Source organism: Rhizobacter koreensis, from assembly GCF_013366375.1.
Classification (GTDB): domain Bacteria; phylum Pseudomonadota; class Gammaproteobacteria; order Burkholderiales; family Burkholderiaceae_C; genus Schlegelella_A; species Schlegelella_A koreensis.
This window is the reverse complement of record NZ_JABWMJ010000001.1, coordinates 646,583-671,981: the sequence shown is the minus strand read 5'-3', so window position 1 is coordinate 671,981 and position 25,399 is coordinate 646,583. Positions and strand designations below refer to the sequence as shown.

Sequence of the window (25,399 nt, the reverse complement as noted above, 5' to 3'; positions counted from 1 at the left end):
TTCGAGGTATACAGCAACCTTTCGTGCGGCACGCGCGCCGCGAAGTCGCCGCCGCACCGGGCGTGGCTGGCGAGCGACACGCGGGCCTTCGTTTGGTCAGACCAGCACCACCATAGTGCGCGGGAGCGCGCAGCGCGGTCAGGTCTGCATGCCCCAGCGCCGCACCGTGCGGCTCTCGAGGGTACGGAACACCAGGCCCTCGACGACGAGGCCGATCACGATCACCGCGAACAGGCCGGCGAACACCACCGGGATGTCGAGCATGTTCTTGTTCTCGTAGATGAACCAGCCGAGGCCGCCCGAGCCGGAGGTGGTGCCGAACACCAGCTCGGCGGCGATCAGCGTGCGCCAGGCGAAGGCCCAGCCGATCTTGAGACCGGTGAGGATGCTCGCGAGCGCCGCCGGCACCAGGATCTTCGCGACGTACGCCGGCCCGCGCAGGCCGTAGTTGCGACCCACCATGCGCAGCGTGTTCGAGACGCCCATGAAGCCCGAGTGCGTGTTCAGCGCCACCGGCCACAGCACCGCGTGCACCAGCACGAACACGATGCTCGCGTTGCCGAGGCCGAACCAGATCAGCGCGAGCGGCAGCAGCGCGATCGCGGGCAGCGGGTTGAACATCGCGGTCAGCGTCTCGAGCAGGTCGTTGCCGAGGCGCGAGGCCATCGCGACGACGGTGAGCACCATCGCGAGGGCGAGGCCGATGCCGTAGCCCTGCAGCAGCACCTTGATCGAGACCCAGGCCTTGGCCGGCAGCTCGCCACTCAGCGTGCGGGTGACGAACGCCTTCACCGTCGCACCGAAGGTCGGCAGCAGCAGGTCGTTGTGCAGGACCATCGCGTAGGCCTGCCAGATCGCCGCGAGGATCGCGAGGATGAGCGCCTTGCGCAGCCAGCCGATGTTGTAGAGCCGCTCGAGCACGGTGAGCGGCTGCTCGACGACGCCGAAGTCGCGCTCGTCGATGCGCTCGCGCACGTACTCGGGGCGAGACCGGGGAGCGTCAGCCATGCGCCTCGCCTTCAGCGACTTCGATGGGATCGGCGAACAGCATGCCGTGGATGCGGTCCGAGAGGGTCACGCCGGTCGCCGGGTCGGGCCGGTCGTCGCCGTTGCTGTCGAGCTCGGCCTTGACCTGCCCCGGGTGCGGCGACAGCAGCAGGATGCGGTTGCCGATGCGCACCGCCTCGGGAATCGAGTGGGTGACGAACAGCACCGTGAAGCGCGTGTCTTCCCAGAGCTGCAGCAGCTCGTCCTGCATCTTGCGGCGGGTCAGCGCGTCGAGCGCGGCGAACGGCTCGTCCATCAGCAGGATGTCGGGCTCCATCGCCATGCCGCGCGCGATCGCCGCGCGCTGCTTCATGCCGCCCGAGAGGGTGTGCGGGTAGGCGTCGGCGAACTTGGTCAGACCGACCTTCTCGATGTACGCCATGCCGCGCTCGTCGGCGGGACGACCCGACAGGCGCCCCGACGACTCGAGCGCGAAGACGACGTTCTGGCGCACCGTCTTCCACGGCAGCAGCTGGTCGAACTCCTGGAACACCATCACGCGGTCGGGGCCCGGCTTCGAGACCTTGTGGCCCTTGAGCGCGATGGTTCCCTCGACCGGCGTCATGTAGCCGCCGACCGCCTTCAGCAGCGTCGACTTGCCGCAGCCCGACGGGCCGAGCAGCACGAATCGGTCGGACCGCAGCACGTCGAAGCTGACGCGGTAGGTCGCGGTGACCAGGTGCTCGCGCGTCTTGTACTGCAGCGTCACGCCGTCGACGCGCAGCAGCGGACCCGCCTCGCTCGTTGCCATCGGCTGCGTCCGGCCCGCGCCCGGCTCAGCTGCCCGGGAGGTCATGGATCTCGGGGAAGAAGAGATCCTTCCAGCTGTTCGGGTTGTTCTTCAGCGAGCCGACCTTGTTCATGAACTGGGCGTACGGGAGCAGGCGCTGCGGCGCCAGCGTGTACTCGACCTGCGGGTCGTTCATCATCTTGAGGATCTGGTCGACCGACTCCTTGCCGCCGCCCTCCTTCACGTACATCGCGGCAGCGCGCGGCTTGTCGGCGTTGATCGACGCGGTCGCTTCCTTGAGCGCATCGAGCACGGCCCGGAAGGTCTTCGGGTTGGCCTCGCGGAACTTGTTGGTCGCCCACACCATGAGGAAGGTGTTGGGGCCGCCCATCACGTCGTACGAGTTGAGCACCGTGCGCACGCCGGGGCTCGCGAGCGCGGTGTACTGGAACGGCGGCGAAGTGAAGAGCGACTTGATCTCGCCCGACCCGGAGAGCAGGGTCTGCAGCCCCTCGGGGTGCGGCAGGTTCACCATCAGCGGGTTGAGCTTCTTGTAGTTCTCGATCCCGAATTCCTTGGCCACCGCCATCTGCAGGTAGACCGTCTGCACCGACGAGCCGGCGCCGGCCATCGAGATGCGGTCCTTCTCGGTGAAGTCGCGTACCGTCTTGATGTTCGGGTCGCGCGTGACCAGCAGGTTCGGCATCGACGACAGCGCGCCGACGCCGCGCACATCGAGCGAGCTGCGCGTGCGGTCCCAGAGAATGAGCGCCGGCCCGGTGCCGCCCGACGCGAAGTGCAGCCCGCCGGCGAGCAGCGCGTCGTTCGCCGCGGCGCCCGCCGCGAGGCGCGACCAGGTCACCTTGGTGCTCGCCAGGCCCGCTTTCGCGAGATGCTTCTCGATCAGCTTGTCGACCTGCATCACGGTGAGCGGCAGGTAGCCGATGCCGTACTGCGAGGCGATCTTTACCTCGTCGACCTCGGCGGCACGTGCACCGCCTGCAAGCATGGCAAGGCCCGCGGCCACCGAAGCGAGGAAGGTTCTCTTGTTCATCGGGACTCTCCTTGTGCGAAGTTCATGCGGTCGGCCGCGCCGGTCGCAAGGGTGCCGCGTGACGGACCGTCGCGCATCAGGGCCGCACCCCGTAGCGGGCCTTCGGCCCGACCGTGGTCCGAAGTCGACCCTGCGCGGCGTCGATGAAACGACAGAGATAGGGCCGCGTCTCGCGCGGGTCGACGATCTCCTCGACGCCGAACGCCTCGGCGGTTCGGAACGGCGACGCGCGGCTGCGCAGCTCGGCCTCGATCTCCTGCTCGCGCGCCTTCGGATCGGCCGCGCTCGCGATGTCCTTGCGGAACGCCGCGGCGACGCCGCCCTCGATCGGCAGCGACCCCCACTCGGCGCTCGGCCACGCGATCTTGAGGTCGAGCCCGTTCTTGTCGGTCGCGCCCATGCCGGCCATGCCGTAGCACTTGCGGATCACCACCGTGTAGATCGGCACCGTCGCCTGCAGCCCGACGTAGACGCTGCGCATGCCCTCGCGCAGCGTCGCCGCCGCCTCGGCGTCGCGGCCGACCATGAAGCCCGGCACGTCGACCAGGAAGATCAGCGGGATGTGGAAGGTGTCGCAGAGCTCGACGAAGTGGGTCTGCTTGCGCGCGCCGCGCACGTCGACCGCGCCGCCGTAGATCATGGGGTTGTTGGCGACGATGCCGACCACCTTGCCGTTCATGCGCGCCAGGCACGTGATCACCGCCTTGCCGTAGCTCGGCTGGATCTCGAACACCGAGTCGCGATCGACCACCAGGCGGATCAGCCGCTTCATGTCGTAGGGCTTGCGCCGGCTCTCGGGGACGATGCGCAGCAGCTCGTCCTCGCAGCGGTCGACGGGGTCGCCGCAGGTCACCACCGGCGGCAGCTCCCACACGTTCTGCGGCATGTAGCTGAGGTAGCGCCGGATCAGCCCGAAGCACTCGCGCTCGTCGGCAGCGACGTTGTCGATCGTGCCGGCAGTGTCGACCGCAATGGTCGGACCGCCGAGCTCCTCCTTCGTGACCTTCTGGCCGAGCGACCGCTCGACGACCGGCGGGCCGGCGGCGAACACCTGGCTCGTGTTCCGCACCATCACCGACCAGTGCGAGAGGATCGCGCGCCCGGCCGGTCCGCCGGCGGCGGTGCCGAGCACCGCGCAGACCACCGGCACCTCGCCCATCAGCTGCACCGAGCGTTCGAAACCGTGCACGCCCGGGAACACCGAATGGCCCCGCTTGCTGATCGAGGTGACGCTGCCGCCCGCGCCATCGATCAGGTTGACGAGCGGGATGCGGTACTGGTGCGCCAGGTCTTCGACGAAGCCGCCCTGGCCGCCTTTCTTGCGGTCGCCGCTCCAGCTGGTGCCGCCGCGGACGGTGAAGTCCTCGCCGCCGATCGCGACCGGGCGGCCGTCGATCGATGCCAGGCCCATGACGTACGGCGCCGGCGTGACGCCCGCCAGCTTGTCGCCGTCGTAGCGGCCATGCCCGGTGAGCTTGCCGACCTCCTGGAACGAGCCGCCGTCGACCACGCCCTCGATGCGTTCGCGGATGGTGAGGCGGCCCTGCGCGTGGTGCTTGTCGACCGCCGCAGCGCCGCCGAGGCGCTCGGCCTCGGCACGCCGCAAGCGCAGCTCGGCGATCGCCGCTGCGGCGGCGTCGGGCGCCGCCTCGACGCGCGCACCGGCGAGCTCGGGCGTCGTCACGTCAGCTCTCGAGGACCGCGACCACCTGGCCCTCGCTGACCGCGGCGCCTTCGGCAACGCTCAGCTCGGCCAACGTGCCGGCCTCCTCGGCGAGCACCGGAATCTCCATCTTCATCGACTCGAGGATCATGATGGTGTCGCCCGCTTCGAGGCGGCTGCCGACCTCGGCGACGATCTTCCACACCGATCCGGTCACTTCGGCCTTCGCTTCGATCTTTTCCAACGCGTTCTTCCTCTCGTTCGGGTGGGTGCGCTAGGAGCGCGCGATCACTTCGGGCAGCAGCCCGGTGTGCACGTCGCCTGCGCGGAACTCGGGCGAATCGAGCAGCCGCAGCAGCGCCGGGATGTTGTGCTTGACGCCCTCGATGCGGAACTCGCCGAGCGCCGCCACGAGGCGTTCGATCGCGGCCTCGCGCGTGGGTGCGTGCGCGATCACCTTGGCGAGCATCGGGTCGTAGTGCGGCGTCACCGTGCCGCCTTCGGCATAGCCGGTCTCGACGCGCACGCCGGTCGGCGGCTGGAACACCGCAAGCGGCCCCGGCGACGGCAGGAAGCGCGTCGGGTCCTCGGCATAGACGCGCGCCTGGATCGCGTGGCCCGCGGGCTCGATGTGCGCCGGCAGGATGTCGGCGAGGCGCTCGCCCGCCGCCGCGCGGATCTGCGCCGCGACCAGGTCGATGCCGGTCACCTCTTCGGTCACGCCGTGCTCGACCTGCAGCCGCGTGTTCATCTCGAGGAAGCTGAACGTGCCGTCGGGCGCCATCAGCATCTCGACGGTGCCGATGTTGTCGTAGCCCATGTCCTGCAGCGTGGCGGCGATGCGGTCGGCGAGCGTGTCGACCCCGGCGCGATCGACGTCGGGCGCGGGCGATTCCTCGATCACCTTCTGGTGGCGCCGCTGCACCGAGCAGTCGCGCTCGAACAGGTGTCGCACGCTGCCGTGGCGGTCGCCGAGCACCTGGAACTCGACGTGACGCGGCCGCTCGACGAGACGCTCGAGATACACCTCGGCGTTGGCGAAGCCGCGCTGCGCCATCGAGGTCGCGCGATCGATCGCGGCCGGCAGTTCGGCCGCCGAGCGCGCCGGCAGCATGCCGATGCCGCCGCCGCCGGAGGCCGGCTTGACCAGCACCGGGTAGCCGATCGCCTCGGCCGCCGCGAGCATCGAAGCCGTGTCGCCGCTCAGCACGGTCGAGCCGCGCCCGACCGGCATGCCGTGCGCGGCGGCGAGCTCGCGAGCGCGCGTCTTGTGCCCCATCGCCTCGATCCAGCGCGGCGAGGGGCCGATGAAGCGCACGCCGGCGGCTTCGACGGCGCTTGCGAACGCGGCGTTCTCCGAGAGAAAACCATAGCCCGGGTGCAGCGCGTCGGCGCCGCTCGCGCGCGCGACGCCGAGCAGGGCGGCCACGTCGAGATAGCTCTCGCGCGCCGGCGCGGGCCCGATCCGATACGCCTCGTCGGCGAGCGCCAGGTACGGCGCGTTGGCGTCGGCGTCGGAAAACACGGCGACGGAGCCGATGCCCATCGCGCGCAGCGTGCGCAGCACGCGCGCGGCAACGGCTCCGCGGTTGGCGACGACGACCTTCGTGAACATCGCGCGGCCTAGAAGCTCGTCGGCCAGTTCGCGAGCCGGTGCGCGCCGATGCCGCCGCTGCGGCGCGAGCGGTGCACGTCGAGCATGCGGATCAGGTAGTCGCGCGTGGCGGCGGGCTCGATCACCGACTGCACCGCGTACATCGACGCGGCGTCCCAGATCGTGTTGCCGCGGTTCATCGCCTCGAGCGCCTCGTCGAAGCCGGCATCGCCGGGTTCGAGGCCGTGCACCACCTTCACCGCGAAGCGCGGCTCCATGAAGCTCACCTCGGCGGTGGGCCAGGCGGCGACCTCGTCCGAGTTCTTGCCGCCGCCCATGTTCAGGTAGGCCTGGCCGTAGCTCTTGCGCAGGATGACCGAGATCTTCGGCACCGTCATCAGCTGCAGCGCGTTCATCATGTTCATGATCTTCCCGGGCGCCCGCCGGCGCTCGGCGTCGGCGCCGATCACGAAGCCCGGGGTGTCGACGAACGTGACGACCGGAATGTTGAACGAGTCGCACAGCACCAGGAAGCTGGTGATCTTCTCGCACGCGTCGGTGTCGAGCGCGCCGCCCTTGACGATCGGGTTGTTGGCGACGATGCCGACCGTGCGGCCGTCGAGCCGCGCCAGGCCCGTGACCGCGACCTTGCCGAAACGCGCCTTCAGTTCGAAGAAGCTGCCGGCGTCGACCACCGTGCGCACGATGTGGCGCACGTCGTAGACCTGGGTGCGGCGCTCCGGCAGGTGCCGGACGATGGTCGCCATGTCGGCGCCCGAGCCCTCGGGGACCGGCCGCACCGGCGGCAGTTCGTTGTGGTGGCTCGGCAGGTACGAAAGGAACGTCCGGATCGCGTCGAGCGCCTGCTCGTCGGTGTCGACGACGAGGTCGGCGAAGCCGGTGATCTCGGCGTGCACGCGCCAGCCGCCGAGCGTCTCGGGGTCGACCTCCTCCTTGGTCGCCAGAGAGGTCAGGAGCGCGCTCGACACTGCGAGCACCGCGCCTTTCCTGATTACGCAGAAGTCGGACAGCACGCCGTACCACGACGACGAGCCGTACGAGTAGCCGAGCGTCGCCGACGCCCACGGCGTCTCGCGGGTGCGCTGGTACTGCGTGGCGTCGTTGCCGAGCAGCGCGCCCATGCCGCGCGAACCCATCGTGTCCGGCAGGCGCGCGCCCGACGATTCGCCGAGGAAGACGAGCGGCAGGCCGCGCCGCGTCGCCACCTCCTTCATGTGGCCGATCTTGCGGCCGTTGGTGGTGCTGCTCGACGCCCCCATCACGGTGAAGTCGTTCACCACCAGGCCGACGTCGCGCGCGTCGATGCGCCCGAAGCCGGCGATCTTGCCGTCGGCCGGCGTCTTGTCCTGGTCGGACCAATTGCTCGACGAGGTGCCGAACAGCCCCGACTCGATGAAGCTGCCGGCGTCGCACAGGTAGGCGATGCGCTCGCGGGCGTTGAGGACGCCCTTCTCCTTGCGGCGCGCGAGCTTGGCCGCGCCGCCCATCGCGAGCGCCGCAGCCTCGCGGCGCCGGTACTCGTCGAGTGCGGCGTCGTGGACGCTCGGGGGCGGCGCGGTGTCGGCCGATGTCATGCGGGTTGTTCTCCGGTTTGCCGGTCGTCGCAGGTCACCACGCCGGCGGCGGCGAGCGCGTCGATGCGTTCGTTCGAGAGTCCGAGCACGCCGGCGAGCACGCGCCGGGTGTCCTGGCCGACGCGGTGGCCGGCGTGCCGCACCGCGCCAGGCGTGGCCGAGAGGCGCGGCACCACGGTCGCCATCGCGACGCCGCCGAGCGCGTCGTCGGGCGCCTCGACGATGCTGCGGCGCGCGGCGAAATGCGGGTCGGCGAAGATGTCGGCGATCGTGTAGATGCGCGTCGCCGGCACGCCGGCGGCGGCGAGCACCGACTCGAGGTCCGCGAGGCGCCGCTCCGAGGTCCACTCGCCGATCAGCTCGTCGAGCACCTCGTGGTGTGCCGAGCGCGACACCCCGTCGGCAAAGCGCGGATCGCTCGCGAGCTCGGGCCGGCCCATGGTGCCGACGAGGCGCCGGAACACCGCATCGCCCATCGCCGTGATGTGGATGAAGCTGTCGTCGCCGGTCGGGTAGAGGTTGTTGGGCGTGCTTTCCGGCAGGCGCGAGCCGGTACGCGTGGCGACGTGGCCGAGCTTCTGGTACGCCGGGATCCAGGGCTCCATGAAGCTGAACGCCGACTCGTAGAGCGCCGCGTCGATGTACTGCCCGCGCCCGGTGCGCGCACGGGCGAGCAGCGCGAGCGCCGCGCCGAACGCCGCATAGAGGCCGGTGATGTAGTCGGTCATCGACACCGCGACCCGTGATGGTGGCCGGTCCGGATCGCCGGTGAGGTGGCGCAGCCCGCTCATCGCCTCGCCGACCACGCCGTAGCCGGCGCGCTGGCTGTACGGGCCGTCCTGGCCGAACCCGCTGATGCGCACCATCACGAGTCCGGGGTTGCGCGCCGAGAGGTCGGACCATCCCAGGCCCCACTTCTCGAGCCCACCCGGCTTGAAGTTCTCGACCACGACGTCCGACGCTGCCGTCAGATCGGCGGCGAGGCGCTGCCCTTCGGGCTGGCGCAGGTCGATCGAGACCAGCTGCTTGTTGCGGAAGATGCTCGCCGCATAGAGCGACTTGCCCTCGAAGCGCTTGCCCATCGTGCGCACCGGGTCGCCCTCCGCCGGCTCGATCTTGATGACCTCGGCGCCGAAGTCCGCGAGCAGGCGCCCGCAGAACGGCCCCGCGACCGTGGAGCCCATCTCGAGCACGCGCATGCCGGCGAGCGGGCCCTCGCCGGGCGTCGCGCCGGACGGCTGCCGGATGGTTGCGGCGTCGGGCATCACAGCACGTAAGCCTGGTAGCGCGCCAGGTACTGCTTGGCGCTGCGCATGTTGGCGCGGCGCAGGTTCTCGGCCGCCTCGGCGTCGCCCGCGCGCATCGCGGCGAGCACCGCCTGGTGCTCCTGCAGGCCGACGCTCGCCCGGCCCGGGAGGATCAGCGTGCGGCGGATCAGCACCTGGGTCTTCTCGTAGATGCTGTCGAGCATGCCGGCGAGCACCGGGTTGGCGGCGGCGGTCGTCATGCGGCGCCGGAACAGCTCGTAGCCGGCGATGAACGAGTCGAAGTCGGCGCGCGCGACGTGCTCGACCATCGGCCCGCCGAACAGCTCGACGAGGTCGGCCCACGACTCGGGCGCGGCGTTCTGCGTCGCCAGGCGCGCGCACAGGCCCTCGAGCACCTCGCGGGTGTCGTAGAGGTGGAACACCTGCGCCATGTCGACGCGCGAGACGATCGCGCCGCGGTTCGGGATGCGCTCAATGAGGCCGCGCTGCTCGAGTGCCGAGAAGGCTTCGCGGATGGTCGCGCGCGGGACGCCGAACTCCTCGGCGAGATCCTGCTCGAGCAGCTTCGAGCCCGGCGCGGCGTGCTGCTGGGCGATGCGCTGGCGCAGCGCGTCGACGATCTCCTGGATCCGGTTCGGCGCGGGCGTGCGCTCGCCTGGCGCGCGCACGGCCGTAGCGGGCGACGCGGCTGGCGAGCGGCTCATGCAAAGGCATCCATTGGCGCGATCTTTTGCGCAATCAACTTTGTCGACAACCTTGTAAATACCTAGGCATTGCGCTGCGGAGCGGCCCAGAATGGCCGCACCGCCGTCATGCCGATGCGTCCCTTTCCATGACCCTCGACCTGCCGGTGGCCTTGCAGATCGTCGGCGGCGCGCTGGTCGCCGGCTTTATCCAGGGCATGTCGGGGTTCGCGTTCGCGCTGATCGCGACCTCGCTCTGGGTCTGGACCATCGAGCCGCAGCTCGTGGTGCCGACGGTCATCTTCGGGTCGCTGCTCGGGCAGGCGATCTCGATTCATAGCGTGCGCAAGGACATCCGCGTCGAGCGCGCCGGCCCGTTCGTGATCGGTGGCGTGATCGGCGTGCCGCTCGGCGCCATGCTGCTGCCGCTGCTCGACGTGACGACGTTCCGCTTCGCGGTCGGCAGCGTGCTCGTCGTCTACTGTTCGATCGTGCTGCTCGGCCTGCGCCTGCCGGTGTTCCGCAACCCGGGGCGCCTCGCGGACGGCGCGGTGGGCCTCGGCTCCGGCGTCATGGGTGGCGCGAGCGCGATGTCGGGGCCGCCGCTCATCCTGTGGGTGTCGATGCGCGGCTGGAGCCGTAACGAGCAGCGTGCCACCTACCAGGCGTTCTTCATCACCACGCAGATCGTCACCATCGTGATGTACGTGCTCACCGGGGTGATCAACCGTCACTCGGTGCAGCTGTTCTGGCTGGTCGGGCCGCCGATCGTGCTGGCGTCGTGGGTCGGCTCGCGCTGGTACCGCGGGCTCTCGGACGCCCGCTTCACCCGCATCCTGTTCGTGCTGCTGCTGGCGTCGGGCGCGACCATGATCGGCACGTCGGCCTTGCAGGTGGTGCACGGGCTGGTGACGCGCTGAGGCGGCCGGGTCGCGGCGGCGTGCCGCGCGATTCGCATGCGAACACAGCCCGAGGGCGGCCTCTTGAAACGCCCCGCGTCAGCCGCAGCTTTCGCGTCGCAAGGTTGCTTCGGGTAAAGAACCTTTGCGCCAGCGCCACGCGGCCCCGCGATGTCATACAAAGACGCTCCCGCGCCTCGGCCACGCCCCGGCGCGCCCCTCCAAGGAGCCCGCATGAAAACCATCCTCGCCCTCGCAGCCACGGCGGCCCTCGCCGCCGCGCCGGGCGTCAGCCAGGCTGCGGTCTATGCCGACGTGATCTCGAGCGTGCCGGTCACCGGCGCGGTGTCGGTGCCGCGCGAGTCGTGCAACACGGTCGAGCAGATCGTGGAGCGCCCGTCGTCGGGCGCCGGCGCACTGCTCGGCGCCGTTGCCGGCGGCCTGCTCGGCAACACCATCGGCCACGGCTTCGGCCGCGCCGCCGCCACCGGTGCCGGCGTGGTCGCCGGTGCGGCGATCGGCGACCGCGTCGAAAGCGGCGGCCGCAGCGCCCAGGTGGTGCCGGTGGAACGCTGCCGCACCGTTCGCGCGACCGAGTCGCGCACCGTCGGCTACGACGTCACCTACGAGTACGCCGGCCAGCGCTACACCACCCGCCTGCCGTACGACCCCGGCCCGAGGCTCGCCCTCGACATCCGCCCTGCCGGCGCCGCCCCGCGCGCCGAGCCGGTGCGCCCGGCCGCGCCGCGCGACGACGGCTGGGATCGCATGGGCACGCCGGTGCCGCCGGCCTACAGCGACGTCGACCCCGCCGGCACCGTGCTCTATGACGACGACGAGCCGTACGAGGTGGTCGAGCGTGCGCCGCGGCGCATCGTCTACGCCGCCCCGGCGATCGCGGCCTACCCGGTCTACCCGGCGCCCTACTACGCTGCGCCGGCGCTGAGCGTGCGCATCGGCGGCGGCTGGGACCGCGGCTACCGCCACTACCGCGGGCGCGACCGTCACTGGCGCTGAGCCGCCGCCGGTCAGGCCCAAAACGAAGATCCCGCCGGGCGCGAGCCGCGGCGGGATCTTTTTTCTCGCGGGTAGCGGCGAAGAGGCCGCGGCGGCGACTTACCTGCCGATCACGCGCGCCATCTCGAGCACCTTGTTCGAGTAGCCCCACTCGTTGTCGTACCAGGCGACCACCTTGACGAAGGTGCCGTCGAGGGCAATGCCGGCGTCGGCGTCGAACACCGAGGTGCGCGCCTCGCCGCGGAAGTCGGTCGAGACGACCTTGTCCTCGGTGTAGCCGAGCACGCCCTTCATCGCGCCTTCGGCCTGCGCCTTCATCTCGGCGCAGATCTCGGCATAGGTCGCTTCCCGGTTCAGCTCGACCGTGAGGTCGACCACCGAGACGTCGGACGTCGGCACGCGGAACGACATGCCGGTGAGCTTCTTGTTGAGCGCGGGGATCACGACGCCGACGGCCTTGGCCGCGCCGGTCGACGACGGGATGATGTTCTCGAGGATGCCGCGACCGCCGCGCCAGTCCTTGCTGCTGGGGCCGTCGACGGTCTTCTGCGTCGCGGTGGTGGCGTGCACCGTGGTCATGAGGCCGCGCTTGATGCCCCACTTGTCGTTCAGCACCTTGGCGACCGGCGCCAGGCAATTGGTGGTGCACGACGCGTTCGAGATGATCGCCTCGCCCTTGTAGCTTTCGTGGTTGACGCCGTAGACGAACATCGGCGTGTCGTCCTTCGACGGCGCCGACATGACGACCTTGCGGGCGCCGGCATCGATGTGCTTCTGCGCGGTTTCCTTGGTGAGGAAGAGGCCGGTCGACTCGACCACGACCTCGGCGCCGACCGCGCCCCACTTCAGGTTGGCGGGGTCGCGCTCCTGGGTCAGGCGGATGTTCCTGCCGTTGACGATGAGGGTGTTGCCGTCGACCGCGATCTCGCCCTTGAAGCGGCCGTGCACCGAGTCGTACTGCAGCATGTACGCCAGGTAGTCGGGCTCGAGCAGGTCGTTGATGGCGACGACCTCGACGTCGTCGAAGTTCTGGAGCGCGGCGCGGAACACCATGCGCCCGATGCGGCCGAAGCCGTTGATGCCGATCTTGATGGTCATGACGAAGTGCCTCTGGAGGGTCGAAATGCTGGCTGCGTGAGGTCGCGGATCAGCGCTTGTTCAGCACGGCGCGTACCGTGGCGACGATGTTCTCGGGGGTGAAGCCGAAGTGCCTGAACAGCACCGGCGCGGGCGCCGACTCGCCGAAGGTGTCGATGCCGACCACGGCGGCGGGGCCGTACTTCCACCACAGGTCGCTCGCGCCCATCTCGACGACGACGCGCGGCACGCCGGGCGGCAGCACGCTTTCCTTGTAGCGCGCGTCCTGGCGGTCGAACACCGTGGTCGACGGCATCGAGACCACGCGCGCGGCGATGCGGCCGTTGGACGCCTCGGCGAGCTGCTGCTGCGCGTGCAGCGCGAGCGTCACTTCCGAGCCGGTCGCGACGATCACGACCTGCGCGCGCTTAGGCGTGCCCACTTCGGCCGGCTCGGCGAGCACGTAGGCGCCGCGCCCGATGTCGAGCAGCGAGCCCTTGGGCGCGTACGGCACGTTGTGGCGCGACAGCAGCAGCGCCGTCGGGCGGTCGCGGCTCTCGATCGCCGACGCCCACGCCACCGCGGTCTCGGCGGTGTCGCACGGGCGCCAGACGTCGAGGTTCGGGATCAGCCGCAGCGACGCGGCGTGCTCGATCGACTGGTGCGTCGGGCCGTCCTCGCCGAGGCCGATCGAGTCGTGCGTGAACACGTGGACGACGCGCGCCTTCATCAGCGCCGCCATCCGGATCGCGTTGCGGCTGTAGTCGCTGAAGGTGAGGAAGGTGCCGCCGTACGGGATGAAGCCGCCGTGCAGCGCGACGCCGTTCATGATCGCGGCCATGCCGAACTCGCGCACGCCGTAGTTGATGTGGCGGCCCGGCTTGCCGTTCTCACCGGCCGCGAACGAGCCGTCGTCCGCCACGCGCAGCGGCGGCGTCGACTTGGTGTTGGTGTAGTTCGATCCGGTGAGGTCGGCGCTGCCGCCGAGCAGCTCGGGCAGCGCGGCGGTGAACGCCTCGAGCACGACCTGGCTCGACTTGCGGGTGGCGAGCGTCTCGGCCTTGGCGTGCGCGACCGCGAGCGCCTCGGCGCAGACCTCGTTCCATTCGGCCGGCAGGTCGCCGCGCATGCGCCGCGTGTACTCGGCCGCGAGGTCGGGGTACTCGGCGGCGTAGGCGTCGAAGCGCGCGTTCCAGTCGGCCTCGGCGGCGGCGCCCGCTTCCTTGGCGTCCCACAGCGTGTAGGCGCCCTCGGGGATTTCGAACGGCTCGTGCTGCCAGGCGATGCCGGCGCGGACGAGCGCGATCTCCTCGGCGCCGAGCGCCTCGCCATGCGCCTTGGCGGTGCCGGCGCGATTGGGCGAGCCTTTGCCGATCGTCGTCCTGCAGCAGATGATGGTCGGCCGGTCGGATTGCTTGGCGCGCGCGATCGCAGCGTCGACCGCCTCGACATCGTGGCCGTCGACACCGGCGATCACGTTCCAGCCGTACGCCTCGAAGCGCTTGGGCGTGTCGTCGATGAACCAGGGCGCGACCGGGCCGTCGATCGAGATGCCGTTGTCGTCGTAGAGGCCGATCAGCTTGTCGAGGCGCCACGCGCCGGCGATCGCGCACGCCTCGTGGCTGATGCCTTCCATCAGGCAGCCGTCGCCGAAGAACACGTAGGTGTGGTGGTCGACGACCTCGTGGCCGCCGCGGTTGAACTCGGCGGCGAGCAGCTTCTCGGCGAGCGCCATGCCGACCGCGTTGGCGAGGCCCTGGCCGAGCGGGCCGGTGGTCGTCTCGACGCCCGGCGTGACGTGCACCTCGGGGTGGCCCGGCGTCTTGCTGTGGAGCTGGCGGAAGTTGCGCAGCTCCGCGACCGGCAGGTCGTAGCCGGTGAGGTGCAGCAGCGCGTACTGCAGCATCGAAGCGTGGCCGTTCGACAGCACGAAGCGGTCGCGCTCGCTCCACTGCGGGTTGACCGGGTTGTGGCGCAGGTGCCGGTCCCAGAGCGCCACCGCCATCTCGGCCATGCCCATCGGAGCGCCGGGATGGCCCGAGTTGGCCTGCTGCACCGCGTCCATCGCGAGCACGCGGACCGCGTTGGCCATCAGCACCGGTTCGGCAGCGGCCGGTGCGCGCTCGTCGGCTGCGGTCGACCCCGCGGTCTGCGCTGGCGCGCTCGGGTTGAGGTCGTCGATGGCTGCCATGCCGCTCCGTCAATGCGCGAAAAACCCGACATTTTAGCGACCCGGGGCATCCAGCACCCGTCCTGGGGTCGATCGCGGCGACCGGCGGCCGGAGCGTCGGCGCGGCGTGCCCGGCGGCGCGCCCGACGGTGCGAGCGACCTTGCGGGCGTGCGGTGCGGCGCGCCTCACCCCGCTCGCACTCGCCGCGCCGAGCCGCCCCGGTTCGATAATCGCCGGCGATGCACGGCCTCCATCTCACCGCCGACCTCGCCGGCTGCGCCGGCGCGCCGCTGCTGACCGATCCGGCGCTGCTGCGCCGTGTCTGCACGGATGCCGTCGCGGCGGCCGGCCTGCACGCGGTGGCCGAGCTGTTCCACGCGTTCGCTGCTGCGCCGCAGGCCGGCGCCGCCGGCGTCACCGGCGTCGTGCTGCTGGCAGAGTCGCACCTGGCGGTGCACACCTGGCCCGAGATCGGCGCGGCGACGCTCGACGTCTACGTCTGCAACGTCGGCGTCGACAACTCGGCGCGCGCGCGGGCGCTGCTCGAGGCCCTCATCGCCGCGTTCGCGCCGGATGCGGTCGAGCGCCACGCCATCGAGCGCGGCAGCGTCGGCGCGGCAGCCGATGCCCAGGCGACCGCAGCGGCGCCGGCCCCCGAACTCGCTGGCGCGCTCGGGCGCGTCGACACCACCCGCGCAGCCCCACCGTCGCTGCCCCGCGCCGCATGACGCTGAAGGCGATGATCCTCGCCGCCGGCCGGGGCGAGCGCATGCGACCGCTGACCGACCATGTGCCCAAGCCGCTGCTCGAGGTGCACGGCAGGCCGCTGATCGAGCATCACCTCGTGGCGCTCGCGGCGGCCGGCGTGCGCGACGTCGTCGTCAACACCGCATGGCTCGAACAGCAGATCGTCGATCGGCTCGGCGACGGCCGCCGCTTCGGCCTCGCGTCGATCGCGTACTCGATGGAAGGCCGCGACCACGGCGGCGCGCTCGAGACCGCCGGCGGCATCGCGACCGCCGGGCACCTGCTCGGCGAGGCGTTCTGGCTCGTCTCCGCCGACGTGTACGTGCCCGACTTCGGCTTCGACGCCGGGGCCGCGGCGCGCTTCGTCGCGAGCGACCGCCTCGCCCACCTCTGGCTGGTCCCGAACCCGTCGTTCCACCCGCGCGGCGACTTCGGGATCGACGCCGATGGCTTCGGCATCGCCGACGGCGCGGGGCCCGACGGCGAGCGCTGGACCTACGCCAACCTCGCCCTGATCCGCGGCGAGCTCTGCGCCGGCGTCGCGCCGGGCCAGCACGCCAAGCTCGGCCCGCTGCTCGCCGCGGCGATGCGCGACCGCCGCGTCAGCGTCGAGATCTACCGCGGTCGCTGGCACAACCTCGGCACGCCCGAGCAGCTGGCGGCGCTGAATGCACCGGCCGACGCCCGCTGACGCGCCGGCGCCGCCTCACGCCTTCGGCTTGCCGAGTTCGCGCCAGCTCTTCTCGTGCACGGTGACGCCGTGCTTCTTCGCGGCAGCCAGGATGCGCTTCCAGGCCGCGTCGCGCTCGGCGTCGCTCACGTCCTTGACCTGATCGAAGCGTGCGATCGCGTTGCGCACGTGGCTGGCGTTCTCCAGCGGCTCCTTGCGCTCCTTCGGGAACGCGAAGTCGCCTTCGGGCAAGGCGTCACGCGCCTTTTCATCGAGTCTGCTCATCGAAGCCACCTTGGACGAGGGGACGTCGAACGGCAGCAACCCGCGTACCCGGTCGCCGCCTCGCGCCCGCTACATTCGCCCGATGACGACCGAATACGCCGCGCGCCGCCAACGCATCGCCGCCGCCATGCAGGCGGCCGGCGGCGGCGTCGCCGTGATCGCAACCGCCCCCGAGCGGCCGCGCAACGGCGACTCCGACCACCCCTACCGCCACGACAGCAGCTTTCACTACCTCACGGGCTTCGACGAGCCCGGCGCCTGGCTCGTCGTCGATGCTGCCGGCCGCTCGACGCTGTTCTGCCGGCCGAAGGACCTCGAGCGCGAGATCTGGGACGGCTATCGGCTCGGGCCCGACGCCGCGCCGGCCGCTCTCGGCGTCGACGCCGCGTTCCCGACCGACGCACTCGACGCGCACCTGCCGGACCTGCTCGCCGATCGGCGCGCGGTGTGGGTGCCGGCGAGTCGCACCGACGTGCGCGCCCCGCTCGACGGCTGGCTGGCGACGCTCCGCTCGCGCGAGCGCATGGGCGTCGAGGCCCCGACGACGCTGCACGACCTCGACCCGCTGCTCGCCGAGATGCGGCTCGTCAAGGACGCCGGCGAGATCGCGACGATGCGGCGCGCGGCTGCCATCAGCGCCGGCGCACATGCGCGGGCGATGCGCTTCTGCGCCGCCCGCTTCGCCGCCGACCCGGGCGGCCGGGTGCGCGAGTACGAGATCGAGGCCGAGCTGCTGCACGAGTTCCGCCGCCACGGGGCGCAGGCACCGGCATACCCGTCGATCGTCGCCGCCGGCGCCAACGCCTGCGTGCTGCACTACGCCGCCGCACACGCCGAGCTGACCGCGGGCGAGCTCTGCCTCATCGACGCCGGCTGCGAGCTCGACGGCTACGCCAGCGACATCACGCGCACCTTCCCGGGTGGCGGGCGCTTCAGCGCGGCGCAGCGCGAGCTCTACGACGTCGTGCTCGCCGCGCAGGCCGCCGCGGTCGAGGCGACGCGCCCGGGTGCCCGCCAGCGCGACGCGCACCACGCGGCGGTGCGCGTGCTCGCCCAGGGCATGCTCGACACCGGCCTCCTCGACCGCGGCGCCGTCGGCGACCTCGACGCGGTGACCGAGAGCGCAGCCTATCGGCGCTTCTACATGCACGGCACCGGCCACTGGCTCGGCCGCGACGTCCACGACGTCGGCAATTACGCGGCGATGGACGAGGCGCCCGTCGAGCAGCCCGACGGTCTCGGCGGCCGCGTCACGAAGAAGCCGTCGCGCGTGCTCGAGCCGGGCATGGTGGTGACGATCGAGCCCGGTCTGTACGTGCGGCCGGCGCCCGACGTGCCGGAGCGCTTCTGGAACATCGGCATCCGCATCGAGGACGACGCAGTCGTCACCGCGGACGGCTGCGAGCTGATCACGCGCGGCGTTCCGGTCGAAGCGGACGCCATCGAGGCGCTGATGCGCGAGGCGGCCGACGCTGCCCGCGCGCGCCGGCGCTGACCCGCGCGGCGCACCGATTGCCCCGCCGCCCGCTGATCGTTCCCGCACGCCGTCGATGCCGACCTTCCTGATCTTCGCCGTCTGTGCGTTCGCGAGCGGGTTCGCGCTGCGCCTCACCGACCCGATCGTGCTGCCGATCGCGCATCACTTCGGCGTCGCCGCGACCGCCGCGGCGCTGCTCAACACCGCGTACGCGTTGCCCTATGCACTGGCGCAACCCTTCCTCGGGCCGCTCGGCGATCGCTTCGGCAAGGCGCGCTGCATCCAGGTCTGCGTCGCGGCGCTCGCCGCGATGCTGGCGCTCGGCGCCGTCGCACCCAGCTTTGCGCTGCTGCTCGCCACGCGCGTCGTCGCCGGCATCTGCGCCGGCGGCCTGATTCCCCTCGTGCTCGCAAGCATCGGCGACCGCTACGGCATGCACGAGCGGCAGGTGATGATCGGCCGCATGCTCCTCGCGATCATCTCGGGGCAGATGCTCGGCTCGGTGGTGTCGGGCATCGCCAACGAGGCGTTCGGCTGGCGCAGCCCGCTCTTCGTCGCGGCCGGCGTGGCGGTGGTGGCGGCCGGCTTCGCATGGCTCGCGATTCCGGCGTCGGCGCACCAGCGGCCGGCCGGCCACACCCCGGGCGCGTCGTTCCGCGCGCTCTACGGGCGCGTGTTCGAGAACCCCAAGGCGGTCTGGCTGTACGGCGCGGTGCTGGTCGAGGGACTGCTCTTCTTCGGCCTCTTCCCGTACGTCGGCAGCCTGCTGCTCGAGCACGCCGGCCCGGGCGGCGCCGTGCTGTCGAGCCAGACGGGCTTCGTGCTCGGCGCGTTCGGCATCGGCGGGCTCGCCTACGCGATCGCGGTGCCGCTGCTGATCCGCACCTTCGGCGTCGCCCGCATGTGCCTGATCGGTGCCATCGGCGCCGGGCTCTGCTACGCCGCGCTGGCGTTCCTGCCGCTCTGGTGGCTCGCCGCGCTCGCGATGCTGATCGCGGGCTTCTGCTACTACATGCTGCACAACTCGATGCAGACCGAGGCGACCGAGCTCGCGCCGTCGGCGCGCGGTTCGGCGGTGGCGCTGTTCGCTTGCGGCTTCTTCACCGGGCAGGCGCTGGGGCCCCTGCTGTTCGGTCCGCTGATGCACACGGTCGGCTTCGCGGCGACGCTGATCGGCACCGGCGTCGCGCTCGCGCTGCTCGGCGTGGTGTTCGTGCGCAGCGTCGTCGCCGGGCGCGAGCGCGTCGAGCCGCTCGCGGCCGAGGGCTGACCGGCCCGCCACCGCCTGCGTGACGCTTCGCACGCGCACGGCGCGTGCGCCGACGGCGGCGGCCGGGCTTTTCCCGAGCTCCCGCGGGCGGGCAGGGGCCGCTTCCTATAATCGGCCGCCCTCCAGAGCCCGCCCGCCGTGCCTTCGCCCATCGCCCCGGTCTGCATCTCGGCCTACACGGCCACCACTGCCCTCGGGATCGGCACCGCGGCCATGACGGCGGCGTTCGAGCAGCAGCGCAGCGGTCTCAGGCCCAACGACTTCAGCCATCGCCCGCTCGACACCTGGATCGGCCGCGTCGACGCCGTCGAGGCGAGCCCGCTGCCGAAGGCACTCGCGAGCTGGGAGTGCCGCAACAACCGGCTCGCCTGGCTCGGTCTGCAGGCCGACGGCTTCATCGACGCCGCCCACGCCGCGCGCGAGCGCTGGGGTGCCGGTCGCGTCGCGCTGATCCTCGGCACCTCGACGTCGAGCATCGGCGCCACCGAGGAGGCTTATCGCGAGCTCGACGGCGACGGCTGCTTCCCGGAGGCGCTGCGCAACGCGCGCATCCACTCGCCGCATTCGCTGGCCGACTTCGTGCATGCGGCGCTCGCCCTCGAAGGCCCCTGCGTGACGGTGTCGACCGCGTGCTCGTCGAGCGCCAAGGTGTTCGCGGCGGCCGAGCGGATGCTGCGCCTGGGCCTCGTCGATGCCGCGATCGTCGGCGGCGTCGACACCCTGTGCGGCAGCGTGCTGTTCGGCTTCAACGCGCTGCAGCTGGTCTCGCCCGACCCGTGCCGGCCATTCGACGCCGAGCGGCGCGGCATCAGCATCGGCGAAGGCGCCGGCTACGCGCTGCTCGAGCGCGCCGACGACGTGGATGCGGCCGGGCTCTACCTGCTCGGCTACGGCGAATCGAGCGACGCCCACCACATGTCGACGCCGCATCCCGAGGGCCTTGGCGCCGAGCGCGCGCTCGACGACGCGCTCGCGCGCGCCGGGCTCGAGAGCGGCGCCATCGACTACCTCAACCTGCACGGCACCGCCAGCCTCAAGAACGACGAGGTCGAGGCCGCGCTGGTCGCGCGGCGCTTTCCGGCCAGCACCCACGCCAGTTCGACCAAGGGCTTCGTCGGCCACACGCTGGGCGCCGCCGGCGTGGTCGAGGCGGTCGCCAGCGTGCTCGCGATCGAGACCGGCCTGATGCCGGGCACCGTCAACACGCGCACGCTCGACCCGCTGTGCGGCCCGCAGATCCGGCTCGAACCGGCGCGCGGCGACGTCCGCGTCGCGCTCAGCAACTCGTTCGGCTTCGGCGGCAACAACTGCGTGCTGGTGCTCGGCCGCGGAGACGCTCGATGAGCGCGCCGGGCCGCTCCCCAGCGCTCAGCGCGGAGGTCGCTCCGGTCCACGCGCGCAGGCTCTGCATCGACGGCGTGGCGCTCTGGGCGCCGACGCTGCCGGGCTGGGACGCCGCGCGTGCCGCGTTCCGCGGCGAAGGCGGGCTCGCCGACCCGCCCGCGAAGCGCCCGGCGCCCGAACTGCTGCACGCGGCCGAGCGGCGGCGCGCGCCCGACACGGTGTCGCTGGCACTCGAGGTCGCGACCGCGGCGGTGCGCATGTCGGGCCACCCGGCCGACGCCCTGCCGGCGGTCTTCGTCTCGGCGCACGGCGACCTCGCCGTCAACGACGCGATGTGCACCACGCTCGCGAGCGAGCCGACCCTGATCTCGCCCACCCGCTTCCACAACTCGGTGCACAACGCCGCCGCCGGCTACTGGACCATCGGCACCGGCTGCATGCAGGCGAGCACCGCGCTCACCGCGCACGAGAAGACGTTCGCCGCCGGCCTGCTCGAGGCGGCGACGCAGTGCGCCGCCGACGACGTGCCGGTGCTGCTCGCCGGCTTCGACATCGCGGCGGCCGGCGCGCTGCGCTCGGTGGTGCAGAGCGAGGGCCTGCTTGCGGTCGCCCTGGTGCTCGCGCCGCGGCGCGGCCCCGCGACGATCGCCACGCTCGACTGGTCGCTCGAGCCGGGCGACGCCGCCGACCCGCCGCTCCGTTCGGCGGCCGCCCGGTCGCTCGGCGGCAACGCGATGGCCGGCGCGCTGCCGATGTTCGAGGCGCTCGCCACGCAGTCGGGCGAGACCCTGCGGCTGCCGCTCTCGGCGCGCCTCGCGCTCAGGGCCCAGCTGACCTTCGCCGGATGAGCGGCGCGCCGCCCGCGCACGCCGACGCCGCGACGGGCGCGCCCGACGCCGAGTCGCACGCTGCGCACGAGCCGGCCGACGCCGCGCGTCACGACGTCGTCATCGTCGGTGGCGGCCTTGCCGGTCTGACGCTCGCGCTGCAGCTCAAGCGGCGCTTCGCCGACATCGACATCCTCGTGATCGAGCGGCGCGCGCACCCGGTGCCGGTTGCCGCGCACAAGGTCGGCGAATCGTCGGTCGAGATCGGCGCGCACTACTTCGCGAAGGTGCTCGGGCTCGAGGAGCACCTCAAGACCGCGCAGCTCAAGAAGTTCGGCTTCCGCTTCTTCTTCTCGGAAGGTCGGCGCGACATCGACCAGGTCACCGAGATCGGCGCGAGCCGCTACCTCGCGGTGCCGAGCTACCAGATCGACCGCGGCATCTTCGAGAACTTCCTCGGCGCCGAGTGCGCGCGGCGCGGCATCCGCTTCGTCGACGGCGCGCGGGTGCAGACGATCGACCTCGCGGCCGGCACGTCGGGCGAGCCGCACCGCACGCACTACCTGCGCGGCGGCCGCGAGCACCGCGTCGACTCGCGCTGGCTGGTCGACGCGGGCGGACGCGCAGGCCTCCTCAAGCGCAAGCTCGGTCTCGCGGAAGCCAACGGGCACGCCGCGCACGCGGTCTGGTTCCGCATCCAGGACCGCATCACGCTCGACGACTGGGTCGCCGACCCGATGTGGCGCGCGAGCTGCGAGCCGCCGGCGCGCTGGATGTCGACCAATCACCTGGTCGGCGCCGGCTACTGGGTCTGGCTGATCCCGCTCGCATCCGGCTCGCATTCGGTCGGCATCGTCGCCGACCCGGCGCTGCATCCGCTCGAGTCGATGGACACCTTCGACAAGGCGATGGAGTGGTTCCGCACGTACCAGCCGCGCCTCTACGACGAGCTCGACGGCAAGCGCGACAAGCTGCAGGACTTCGCGTTCTTCCGCCGCTTCTCCTACGGCTGCAAGCAGGTGTTCTCGGCCGACCGCTGGGCACTCACCGGCGAGGCCGGGCTCTTCCTCGACCCGTTCTACTCGCCGGGCAGCGACTTCATCGCGATCGGCAACACCTACATCACCGAGCTGATCGGGCGCGACCGCGCCGGGCAGCACCTGGGCGCGCATGCGCAGCTCTACGACCAGATCTACCACTCGTTCTACGCGAGCACGCTTGCGCTCTACGAAGGCCAGTACCCGATCTTCGGCGACCCCGGCGTGCTGCCGGTGAAGGTGATCTGGGACTACTCCTACTACTGGGGCGTGCTGTCGCAGCTGTTCTTCCACGGGCGCCTCGCCGACCTGGCTGCGCTCGGCGCGCTGCGCGGCGAGCTGATGGCGTGCCAGCAGCTCAACGTCGAAATGCAGCGCTTCCTGCGCGCGTGGTCCGCGGTCAGCGACAAGCGCAACCCGGCGGTCATGCTCGACCAGGCCGCGCTGCCCTGGTTCCGCCGCCTCAATGCGAGCCTCAACGACGAGCTCGACGATGCACAGTTCCGCGCCCGCATCCGCGCGTCGACGGCGCTGCTGCGCGAGCTCGCGGGCGAGATCGTTGACCGGGCGTGCGGCGCGCATCCCGGCCTCGACGCGAGCGCGTTGCGACGTGCGATCGAGGCGGCTGCGGCAGGGGGGCCGGCTTGCAGCGGCTTCGGCGACGGCCCGCTGCTGTTCGAGGTGCCCGACGCAGCACGGAACCGCAGCACGGCGCGAGCCGACTCCGCGGCACCCGATGCCGCCGCGTGCGCGAGCGACGCGGACTCGCTCGGCACCCGACTCGTCGCCTGAGTCGACGGCGCCTCGAGCCGACGCGCGACCTCGGCCGCTTGCCAAACCGTCGAGCGTGCGGCTCGCAGCCCTCGGCTGATGAGCCTGGCGGCGGGCGGGCGAACGTCGCCGCAGCGGCGCGGCGGCGTCGGCGTCAGGCCGGCCAGGCGTCCGCGCCGCCGCCCGTATCCGCCGACCTGCGGATAAACCGCTGTCGCGCGGGCGACCGCCAGTGCTTCAATCCGGGTGGTTGCGCCGGCATCGTCCAGCGGCCGCTGAGGCAGGAGAAAACGTGACCCGCCATCCGACATTTCGCAAGGAGCTGCTCCGGCTCGTCGCCCTGTGCCTGCTGTCGCTGTTCCTGGTGCCTGCGGGAACGCTCTGGTTCGCGCGCTACGCCAGCGCGGAGTTCGACGCGGCGATCGTGCAGGCGATCGAGGAACGCATCGACGGCGATCCCCGCGCGTCGCCCGAGCAGAAGGCAGCCGCGCGCGCGTACTACCGCAGCCATCCGCCGTCGGTGGCCTGCAACGACGCCGACCCGGAGGCCCAGGACTATCGCGAGGCCGTGTGCGCGCGCTACTCGCGGGCGTGGCAGTTCGGCGTCGCCGAACGCGTCGCCTACTGGACCCTGGTCGGCGGCGCGGCGCTGCTGGCCGCCGCGCTGGCGCTCGGTGCGCTCGCGTTCGCGAGCCGCGGGCTTCGCTACGCGAGCTTCGTCGCCGGCTGGCGACTCATGACGCTCGCCAGTGCCGTCGAGGTGGCGGCCCAGAGCGCCATGTGCGTGTGGCTGTCGTTCTGGGTGACGGCCGTGTTCTTCCAGAGCTATTTCGTCAAGCTGATCATCATCGCCGGGCTGTTCGCTGCGGCGGCCGTCTTCTTCGCCGTCTACACGCTGTTCAGGAAGTACCCCGGCGAGCACGCGGTCGAGGGCGAGCTGCTCGGCGAAGCCGATGCGCCGCGGCTCTGGGCGCGCGTTCGCGAGCTCGCGGGACGGCTCGGAACGGCGCCGCCGGACCACATCGTGGCGGGCATCGACGCCAACTTCTTCGTGACCGAGGCACCGGTGACGCTCGGCGAGCGTCGGCTCACCGGGCGCACGCTGTACCTGAGCATTCCGCTGCTTCGCGTGCTCGATTCGACGGAGGCCGAGGCGGTACTGGCGCACGAGCTCGCGCACCTGCAGGGTGGCGACGCGCGCAGCAGCGCCGCACTCGGCCCGATGCTGATCCGCTACGACATCTACACCGCGCAGATGCGCCAGGCCGGTCTCAGCATCGTCGCCCACTACCTGCTGCGCCTGTATCGCGTGATCTTCCAGTTCGCGCTCTCGCGCGACAGCCGCGAGCGCGAGCTGCGTGCCGACCGCAGCGCGGCCGCGGTGGCGACGCCGTCGGCCATCGCACAGTCGCTCGTCAAGATCGCGGCATACGCCAATTACCGGTCGAACGTCGAAGGGCGCCTGTTTGCGCACGACCAGCGCCACACCGGCGAGCTCGGCATCGCCGGTTTCGTGGCGTCGGGGCTGCTCCCGTACGCCGCCTCGGGCGAGTTCCTCGACGCGATGAAGACAGCCAACGTTCCGCACCCGTTCGACAGCCACCCGCCGCTCGGCGAGCGCATGCGCAACGTCGGCAGCCCGATCGACGAGGCGGCGTACGGCGAGGTCGTCAGCCGCCTGCCGCAATCGAGCTGGGCCGACGAGATCGTCGACGCCGCCGCGATCGAGCAGCGCCTCTGGCAGGCCTACGAGGAGCGCTTCTCGCAGAGCCACGAGCGCGCGCTGGCGTATCGCTACGAACCGGCCAACGACGACGAACGCGCGATCGTGCTCAAGTACTTTCCGCCGCTCAGCTTCGCGCTCGCTAAGGGAGCGATCGAGATCAGCCATGCCGGCATCCGCACCGACGCCGAGTTCATCCGCTGGGACTCGGTCAAGGCGCTCGCCTTCGCCAGCGGCAACCTGGGCGGCGACAGGCTCGTCGTCACGCACCCTGAGAAAGGGCTCGTCACCTGGCGACGCACCACGATCAAGCTGCGCGGCCTCGGCAAGCAGAGCGACGCATTCAGGGCGGTGGTCGGCCAGTACTGGCAGCGCCACCAGATCATGCGCGCGCAGCAGGCGGCGGCCGCCGCCGCCGACGCACACCGCAGCGGCGCGCCGGCGTAACGG

At 71.6% G+C, this 25,399-nt stretch carries 22 protein-coding genes; 10 read left to right on the top strand and 12 right to left on the bottom strand.

The features are described 5' to 3' along the window. Nucleotides 1-138 precede the first annotated feature (138 nt). The 9 genes from HQN59_RS02900 to HQN59_RS02860 all read right to left on the bottom strand — a co-directional run bounded on the left by HQN59_RS02900 (nucleotide 139) and on the right by HQN59_RS02860 (nucleotide 9,655). Complete coding sequence (locus HQN59_RS02900; RefSeq protein ID WP_176065839.1) at nucleotides 139-1,008, bottom strand: ABC transporter permease; 870 nt, start codon at nucleotides 1,006-1,008, stop codon at nucleotides 139-141. After that, nucleotides 1,001-1,798, bottom strand: a complete 798-nt coding sequence (locus tag HQN59_RS02895; RefSeq protein WP_176065837.1) for an ABC transporter ATP-binding protein — start codon at nucleotides 1,796-1,798, stop codon at nucleotides 1,001-1,003. The genes HQN59_RS02900 and HQN59_RS02895 overlap by 8 nt, the downstream gene beginning before the upstream one ends. 25 nt (nucleotides 1,799-1,823) lie before the next feature. Further along, a complete protein-coding gene (locus HQN59_RS02890) occupies nucleotides 1,824-2,831 on the bottom strand; it encodes an ABC transporter substrate-binding protein (RefSeq protein WP_176065835.1) in 1,008 nt (335 codons plus the stop codon). A 76-nt stretch (nucleotides 2,832-2,907) separates the two neighbouring features. Then, nucleotides 2,908-4,515: an acyl-CoA carboxylase subunit beta gene (locus tag HQN59_RS02885; protein ID WP_342451099.1), complete on the bottom strand. Its 1,608-nt coding sequence runs from the start codon at nucleotides 4,513-4,515 to the stop codon at nucleotides 2,908-2,910. 1 nt (nucleotide 4,516) lies between these two features. Beyond that, complete coding sequence (locus HQN59_RS02880) at nucleotides 4,517-4,738, bottom strand: biotin/lipoyl-binding carrier protein (protein WP_217703806.1); 222 nt, start codon at nucleotides 4,736-4,738, stop codon at nucleotides 4,517-4,519. A gap of 30 nt (nucleotides 4,739-4,768) precedes the next feature. Beyond that, on the bottom strand, nucleotides 4,769-6,109 hold the full coding sequence (locus HQN59_RS02875) for an acetyl-CoA carboxylase biotin carboxylase subunit (protein ID WP_176065833.1): 1,341 nt from the start codon (nucleotides 6,107-6,109) through the stop codon (nucleotides 4,769-4,771). Between the two features lie 8 nt (nucleotides 6,110-6,117). Beyond that, nucleotides 6,118-7,683 carry an acyl-CoA carboxylase subunit beta gene (locus tag HQN59_RS02870; protein ID WP_176065831.1) on the bottom strand — a complete coding sequence of 522 codons (1,566 nt, stop codon included), beginning with the start codon at nucleotides 7,681-7,683 and terminating at the stop codon, nucleotides 6,118-6,120. After that, complete coding sequence (locus HQN59_RS02865; RefSeq protein ID WP_176065830.1) at nucleotides 7,680-8,948, bottom strand: CaiB/BaiF CoA transferase family protein; 1,269 nt, start codon at nucleotides 8,946-8,948, stop codon at nucleotides 7,680-7,682. Before HQN59_RS02865 ends, HQN59_RS02870 begins: the two co-directional genes overlap by 4 nt. Then, the gene (locus HQN59_RS02860) at nucleotides 8,948-9,655 is read right to left on the bottom strand and encodes a GntR family transcriptional regulator (RefSeq protein ID WP_176065828.1); all 708 of its coding nucleotides are present in this window, start codon (nucleotides 9,653-9,655) and stop codon (nucleotides 8,948-8,950) included. The genes HQN59_RS02865 and HQN59_RS02860 overlap by 1 nt, the downstream gene beginning before the upstream one ends. 128 nt (nucleotides 9,656-9,783) lie before the next feature. On the opposite strand from HQN59_RS02860, the gene HQN59_RS02855 reads away from it, so the two are divergent. Both HQN59_RS02855 and HQN59_RS02850 read left to right on the top strand, forming a co-directional pair. Continuing rightward, on the top strand, nucleotides 9,784-10,554 hold the full coding sequence (locus HQN59_RS02855) for a sulfite exporter TauE/SafE family protein (protein ID WP_176065826.1): 771 nt from the start codon (nucleotides 9,784-9,786) through the stop codon (nucleotides 10,552-10,554). Between the two features lie 213 nt (nucleotides 10,555-10,767). Further along, complete coding sequence (locus HQN59_RS02850; RefSeq protein ID WP_176065823.1) at nucleotides 10,768-11,550, top strand: glycine zipper 2TM domain-containing protein; 783 nt, start codon at nucleotides 10,768-10,770, stop codon at nucleotides 11,548-11,550. A gap of 99 nt (nucleotides 11,551-11,649) precedes the next feature. On the opposite strand, the gene gap is transcribed toward HQN59_RS02850, so the two are convergent. Both gap and tkt read right to left on the bottom strand, forming a co-directional pair. Next, on the bottom strand, nucleotides 11,650-12,648 hold the full coding sequence (gap, locus tag HQN59_RS02845) for a type I glyceraldehyde-3-phosphate dehydrogenase (protein WP_176065821.1): 999 nt from the start codon (nucleotides 12,646-12,648) through the stop codon (nucleotides 11,650-11,652). Nucleotides 12,649-12,697: 49 nt separating this feature from the next. After that, nucleotides 12,698-14,719 carry a transketolase gene (gene tkt, locus HQN59_RS02840; RefSeq protein WP_176066294.1) on the bottom strand — a complete coding sequence of 674 codons (2,022 nt, stop codon included), beginning with the start codon at nucleotides 14,717-14,719 and terminating at the stop codon, nucleotides 12,698-12,700. A gap of 318 nt (nucleotides 14,720-15,037) precedes the next feature. Here tkt and speD point away from each other — a divergent pair, with 318 nt between their 5' ends. Together speD and murU are read left to right on the top strand one after the other, a co-directional pair. Continuing rightward, nucleotides 15,038-15,526, top strand: coding sequence for an adenosylmethionine decarboxylase (speD, locus tag HQN59_RS02835; RefSeq protein ID WP_176065819.1), 489 nt, complete (start codon nucleotides 15,038-15,040; stop codon nucleotides 15,524-15,526). Next, the gene (gene murU / locus HQN59_RS02830) at nucleotides 15,523-16,236 is read left to right on the top strand and encodes an N-acetylmuramate alpha-1-phosphate uridylyltransferase MurU (RefSeq protein ID WP_176065817.1); all 714 of its coding nucleotides are present in this window, start codon (nucleotides 15,523-15,525) and stop codon (nucleotides 16,234-16,236) included. Before speD ends, murU begins: the two co-directional genes overlap by 4 nt. A 15-nt stretch (nucleotides 16,237-16,251) precedes the next feature. On the opposite strand, the gene HQN59_RS02825 is transcribed toward murU, so the two are convergent. Continuing rightward, nucleotides 16,252-16,500, bottom strand: a complete 249-nt coding sequence (locus HQN59_RS02825; protein WP_176065815.1) for a DUF6582 domain-containing protein — start codon at nucleotides 16,498-16,500, stop codon at nucleotides 16,252-16,254. A gap of 82 nt (nucleotides 16,501-16,582) precedes the next feature. Here HQN59_RS02825 and HQN59_RS02820 point away from each other — a divergent pair, with 82 nt between their 5' ends. The 6 genes from HQN59_RS02820 to HQN59_RS02795 all read left to right on the top strand — a co-directional run bounded on the left by HQN59_RS02820 (nucleotide 16,583) and on the right by HQN59_RS02795 (nucleotide 25,396). Next, on the top strand, nucleotides 16,583-17,995 hold the full coding sequence (locus tag HQN59_RS02820) for an aminopeptidase P N-terminal domain-containing protein (protein ID WP_176065813.1): 1,413 nt from the start codon (nucleotides 16,583-16,585) through the stop codon (nucleotides 17,993-17,995). A gap of 55 nt (nucleotides 17,996-18,050) precedes the next feature. Next, nucleotides 18,051-19,247 (top strand): MFS transporter, encoded by a 1,197-nt coding sequence (locus HQN59_RS02815; RefSeq protein WP_176065811.1) that lies wholly within the window; start codon nucleotides 18,051-18,053, stop codon nucleotides 19,245-19,247. A gap of 138 nt (nucleotides 19,248-19,385) precedes the next feature. After that, a complete protein-coding gene (locus HQN59_RS02810) occupies nucleotides 19,386-20,591 on the top strand; it encodes a beta-ketoacyl-ACP synthase (RefSeq protein WP_176065809.1) in 1,206 nt (401 codons plus the stop codon). Further along, nucleotides 20,588-21,439, top strand: a complete 852-nt coding sequence (locus HQN59_RS02805; RefSeq protein ID WP_176065806.1) for a beta-ketoacyl synthase chain length factor — start codon at nucleotides 20,588-20,590, stop codon at nucleotides 21,437-21,439. The genes HQN59_RS02810 and HQN59_RS02805 overlap by 4 nt, the downstream gene beginning before the upstream one ends. Beyond that, nucleotides 21,436-23,247 carry an NAD(P)/FAD-dependent oxidoreductase gene (locus HQN59_RS02800; RefSeq protein WP_176065804.1) on the top strand — a complete coding sequence of 604 codons (1,812 nt, stop codon included), beginning with the start codon at nucleotides 21,436-21,438 and terminating at the stop codon, nucleotides 23,245-23,247. The genes HQN59_RS02805 and HQN59_RS02800 overlap by 4 nt, the downstream gene beginning before the upstream one ends. A gap of 271 nt (nucleotides 23,248-23,518) precedes the next feature. Further along, entirely contained in the window at nucleotides 23,519-25,396 is a 1,878-nt protein-coding gene (locus tag HQN59_RS02795) for a M48 family metallopeptidase (protein ID WP_342451098.1), read from the top strand. The last annotated feature ends 3 nt before the right edge of the window (nucleotides 25,397-25,399 follow it).

Excerpts from the sequence above, each read along its gene's own strand:
- HQN59_RS02900 (WP_176065839.1), bottom strand. The coding sequence starts at position 1,008 with ATGGCTGACGCTCCCCGGTCTCGCCCCGAGTACGTGCGCGAGCGCATC.
- HQN59_RS02895 (WP_176065837.1), bottom strand. The coding sequence starts at position 1,798 with ATGGCAACGAGCGAGGCGGGTCCGCTGCTGCGCGTCGACGGCGTGACG.
- HQN59_RS02890 (WP_176065835.1), bottom strand. The coding sequence starts at position 2,831 with ATGAACAAGAGAACCTTCCTCGCTTCGGTGGCCGCGGGCCTTGCCATG.
- HQN59_RS02875 (WP_176065833.1), bottom strand. The coding sequence starts at position 6,109 with ATGTTCACGAAGGTCGTCGTCGCCAACCGCGGAGCCGTTGCCGCGCGC.
- HQN59_RS02870 (WP_176065831.1), bottom strand. The coding sequence starts at position 7,683 with ATGACATCGGCCGACACCGCGCCGCCCCCGAGCGTCCACGACGCCGCA.
- HQN59_RS02865 (WP_176065830.1), bottom strand. The coding sequence starts at position 8,948 with ATGCCCGACGCCGCAACCATCCGGCAGCCGTCCGGCGCGACGCCCGGC.
- HQN59_RS02860 (WP_176065828.1), bottom strand. The coding sequence starts at position 9,655 with ATGAGCCGCTCGCCAGCCGCGTCGCCCGCTACGGCCGTGCGCGCGCCA.
- HQN59_RS02855 (WP_176065826.1), top strand. The coding sequence starts at position 9,784 with ATGACCCTCGACCTGCCGGTGGCCTTGCAGATCGTCGGCGGCGCGCTG.
- HQN59_RS02850 (WP_176065823.1), top strand. The coding sequence starts at position 10,768 with ATGAAAACCATCCTCGCCCTCGCAGCCACGGCGGCCCTCGCCGCCGCG.
- gap (WP_176065821.1), bottom strand. The coding sequence starts at position 12,648 with ATGACCATCAAGATCGGCATCAACGGCTTCGGCCGCATCGGGCGCATG.
- tkt (WP_176066294.1), bottom strand. The coding sequence starts at position 14,719 with ATGGCCAACGCGGTCCGCGTGCTCGCGATGGACGCGGTGCAGCAGGCC.
- speD (WP_176065819.1), top strand. The coding sequence starts at position 15,038 with ATGCACGGCCTCCATCTCACCGCCGACCTCGCCGGCTGCGCCGGCGCG.
- murU (WP_176065817.1), top strand. The coding sequence starts at position 15,523 with ATGACGCTGAAGGCGATGATCCTCGCCGCCGGCCGGGGCGAGCGCATG.
- HQN59_RS02825 (WP_176065815.1), bottom strand. The coding sequence starts at position 16,500 with ATGAGCAGACTCGATGAAAAGGCGCGTGACGCCTTGCCCGAAGGCGAC.
- HQN59_RS02820 (WP_176065813.1), top strand. The coding sequence starts at position 16,583 with ATGACGACCGAATACGCCGCGCGCCGCCAACGCATCGCCGCCGCCATG.
- HQN59_RS02815 (WP_176065811.1), top strand. The coding sequence starts at position 18,051 with ATGCCGACCTTCCTGATCTTCGCCGTCTGTGCGTTCGCGAGCGGGTTC.
- HQN59_RS02805 (WP_176065806.1), top strand. The coding sequence starts at position 20,588 with ATGAGCGCGCCGGGCCGCTCCCCAGCGCTCAGCGCGGAGGTCGCTCCG.
- HQN59_RS02800 (WP_176065804.1), top strand. The coding sequence starts at position 21,436 with ATGAGCGGCGCGCCGCCCGCGCACGCCGACGCCGCGACGGGCGCGCCC.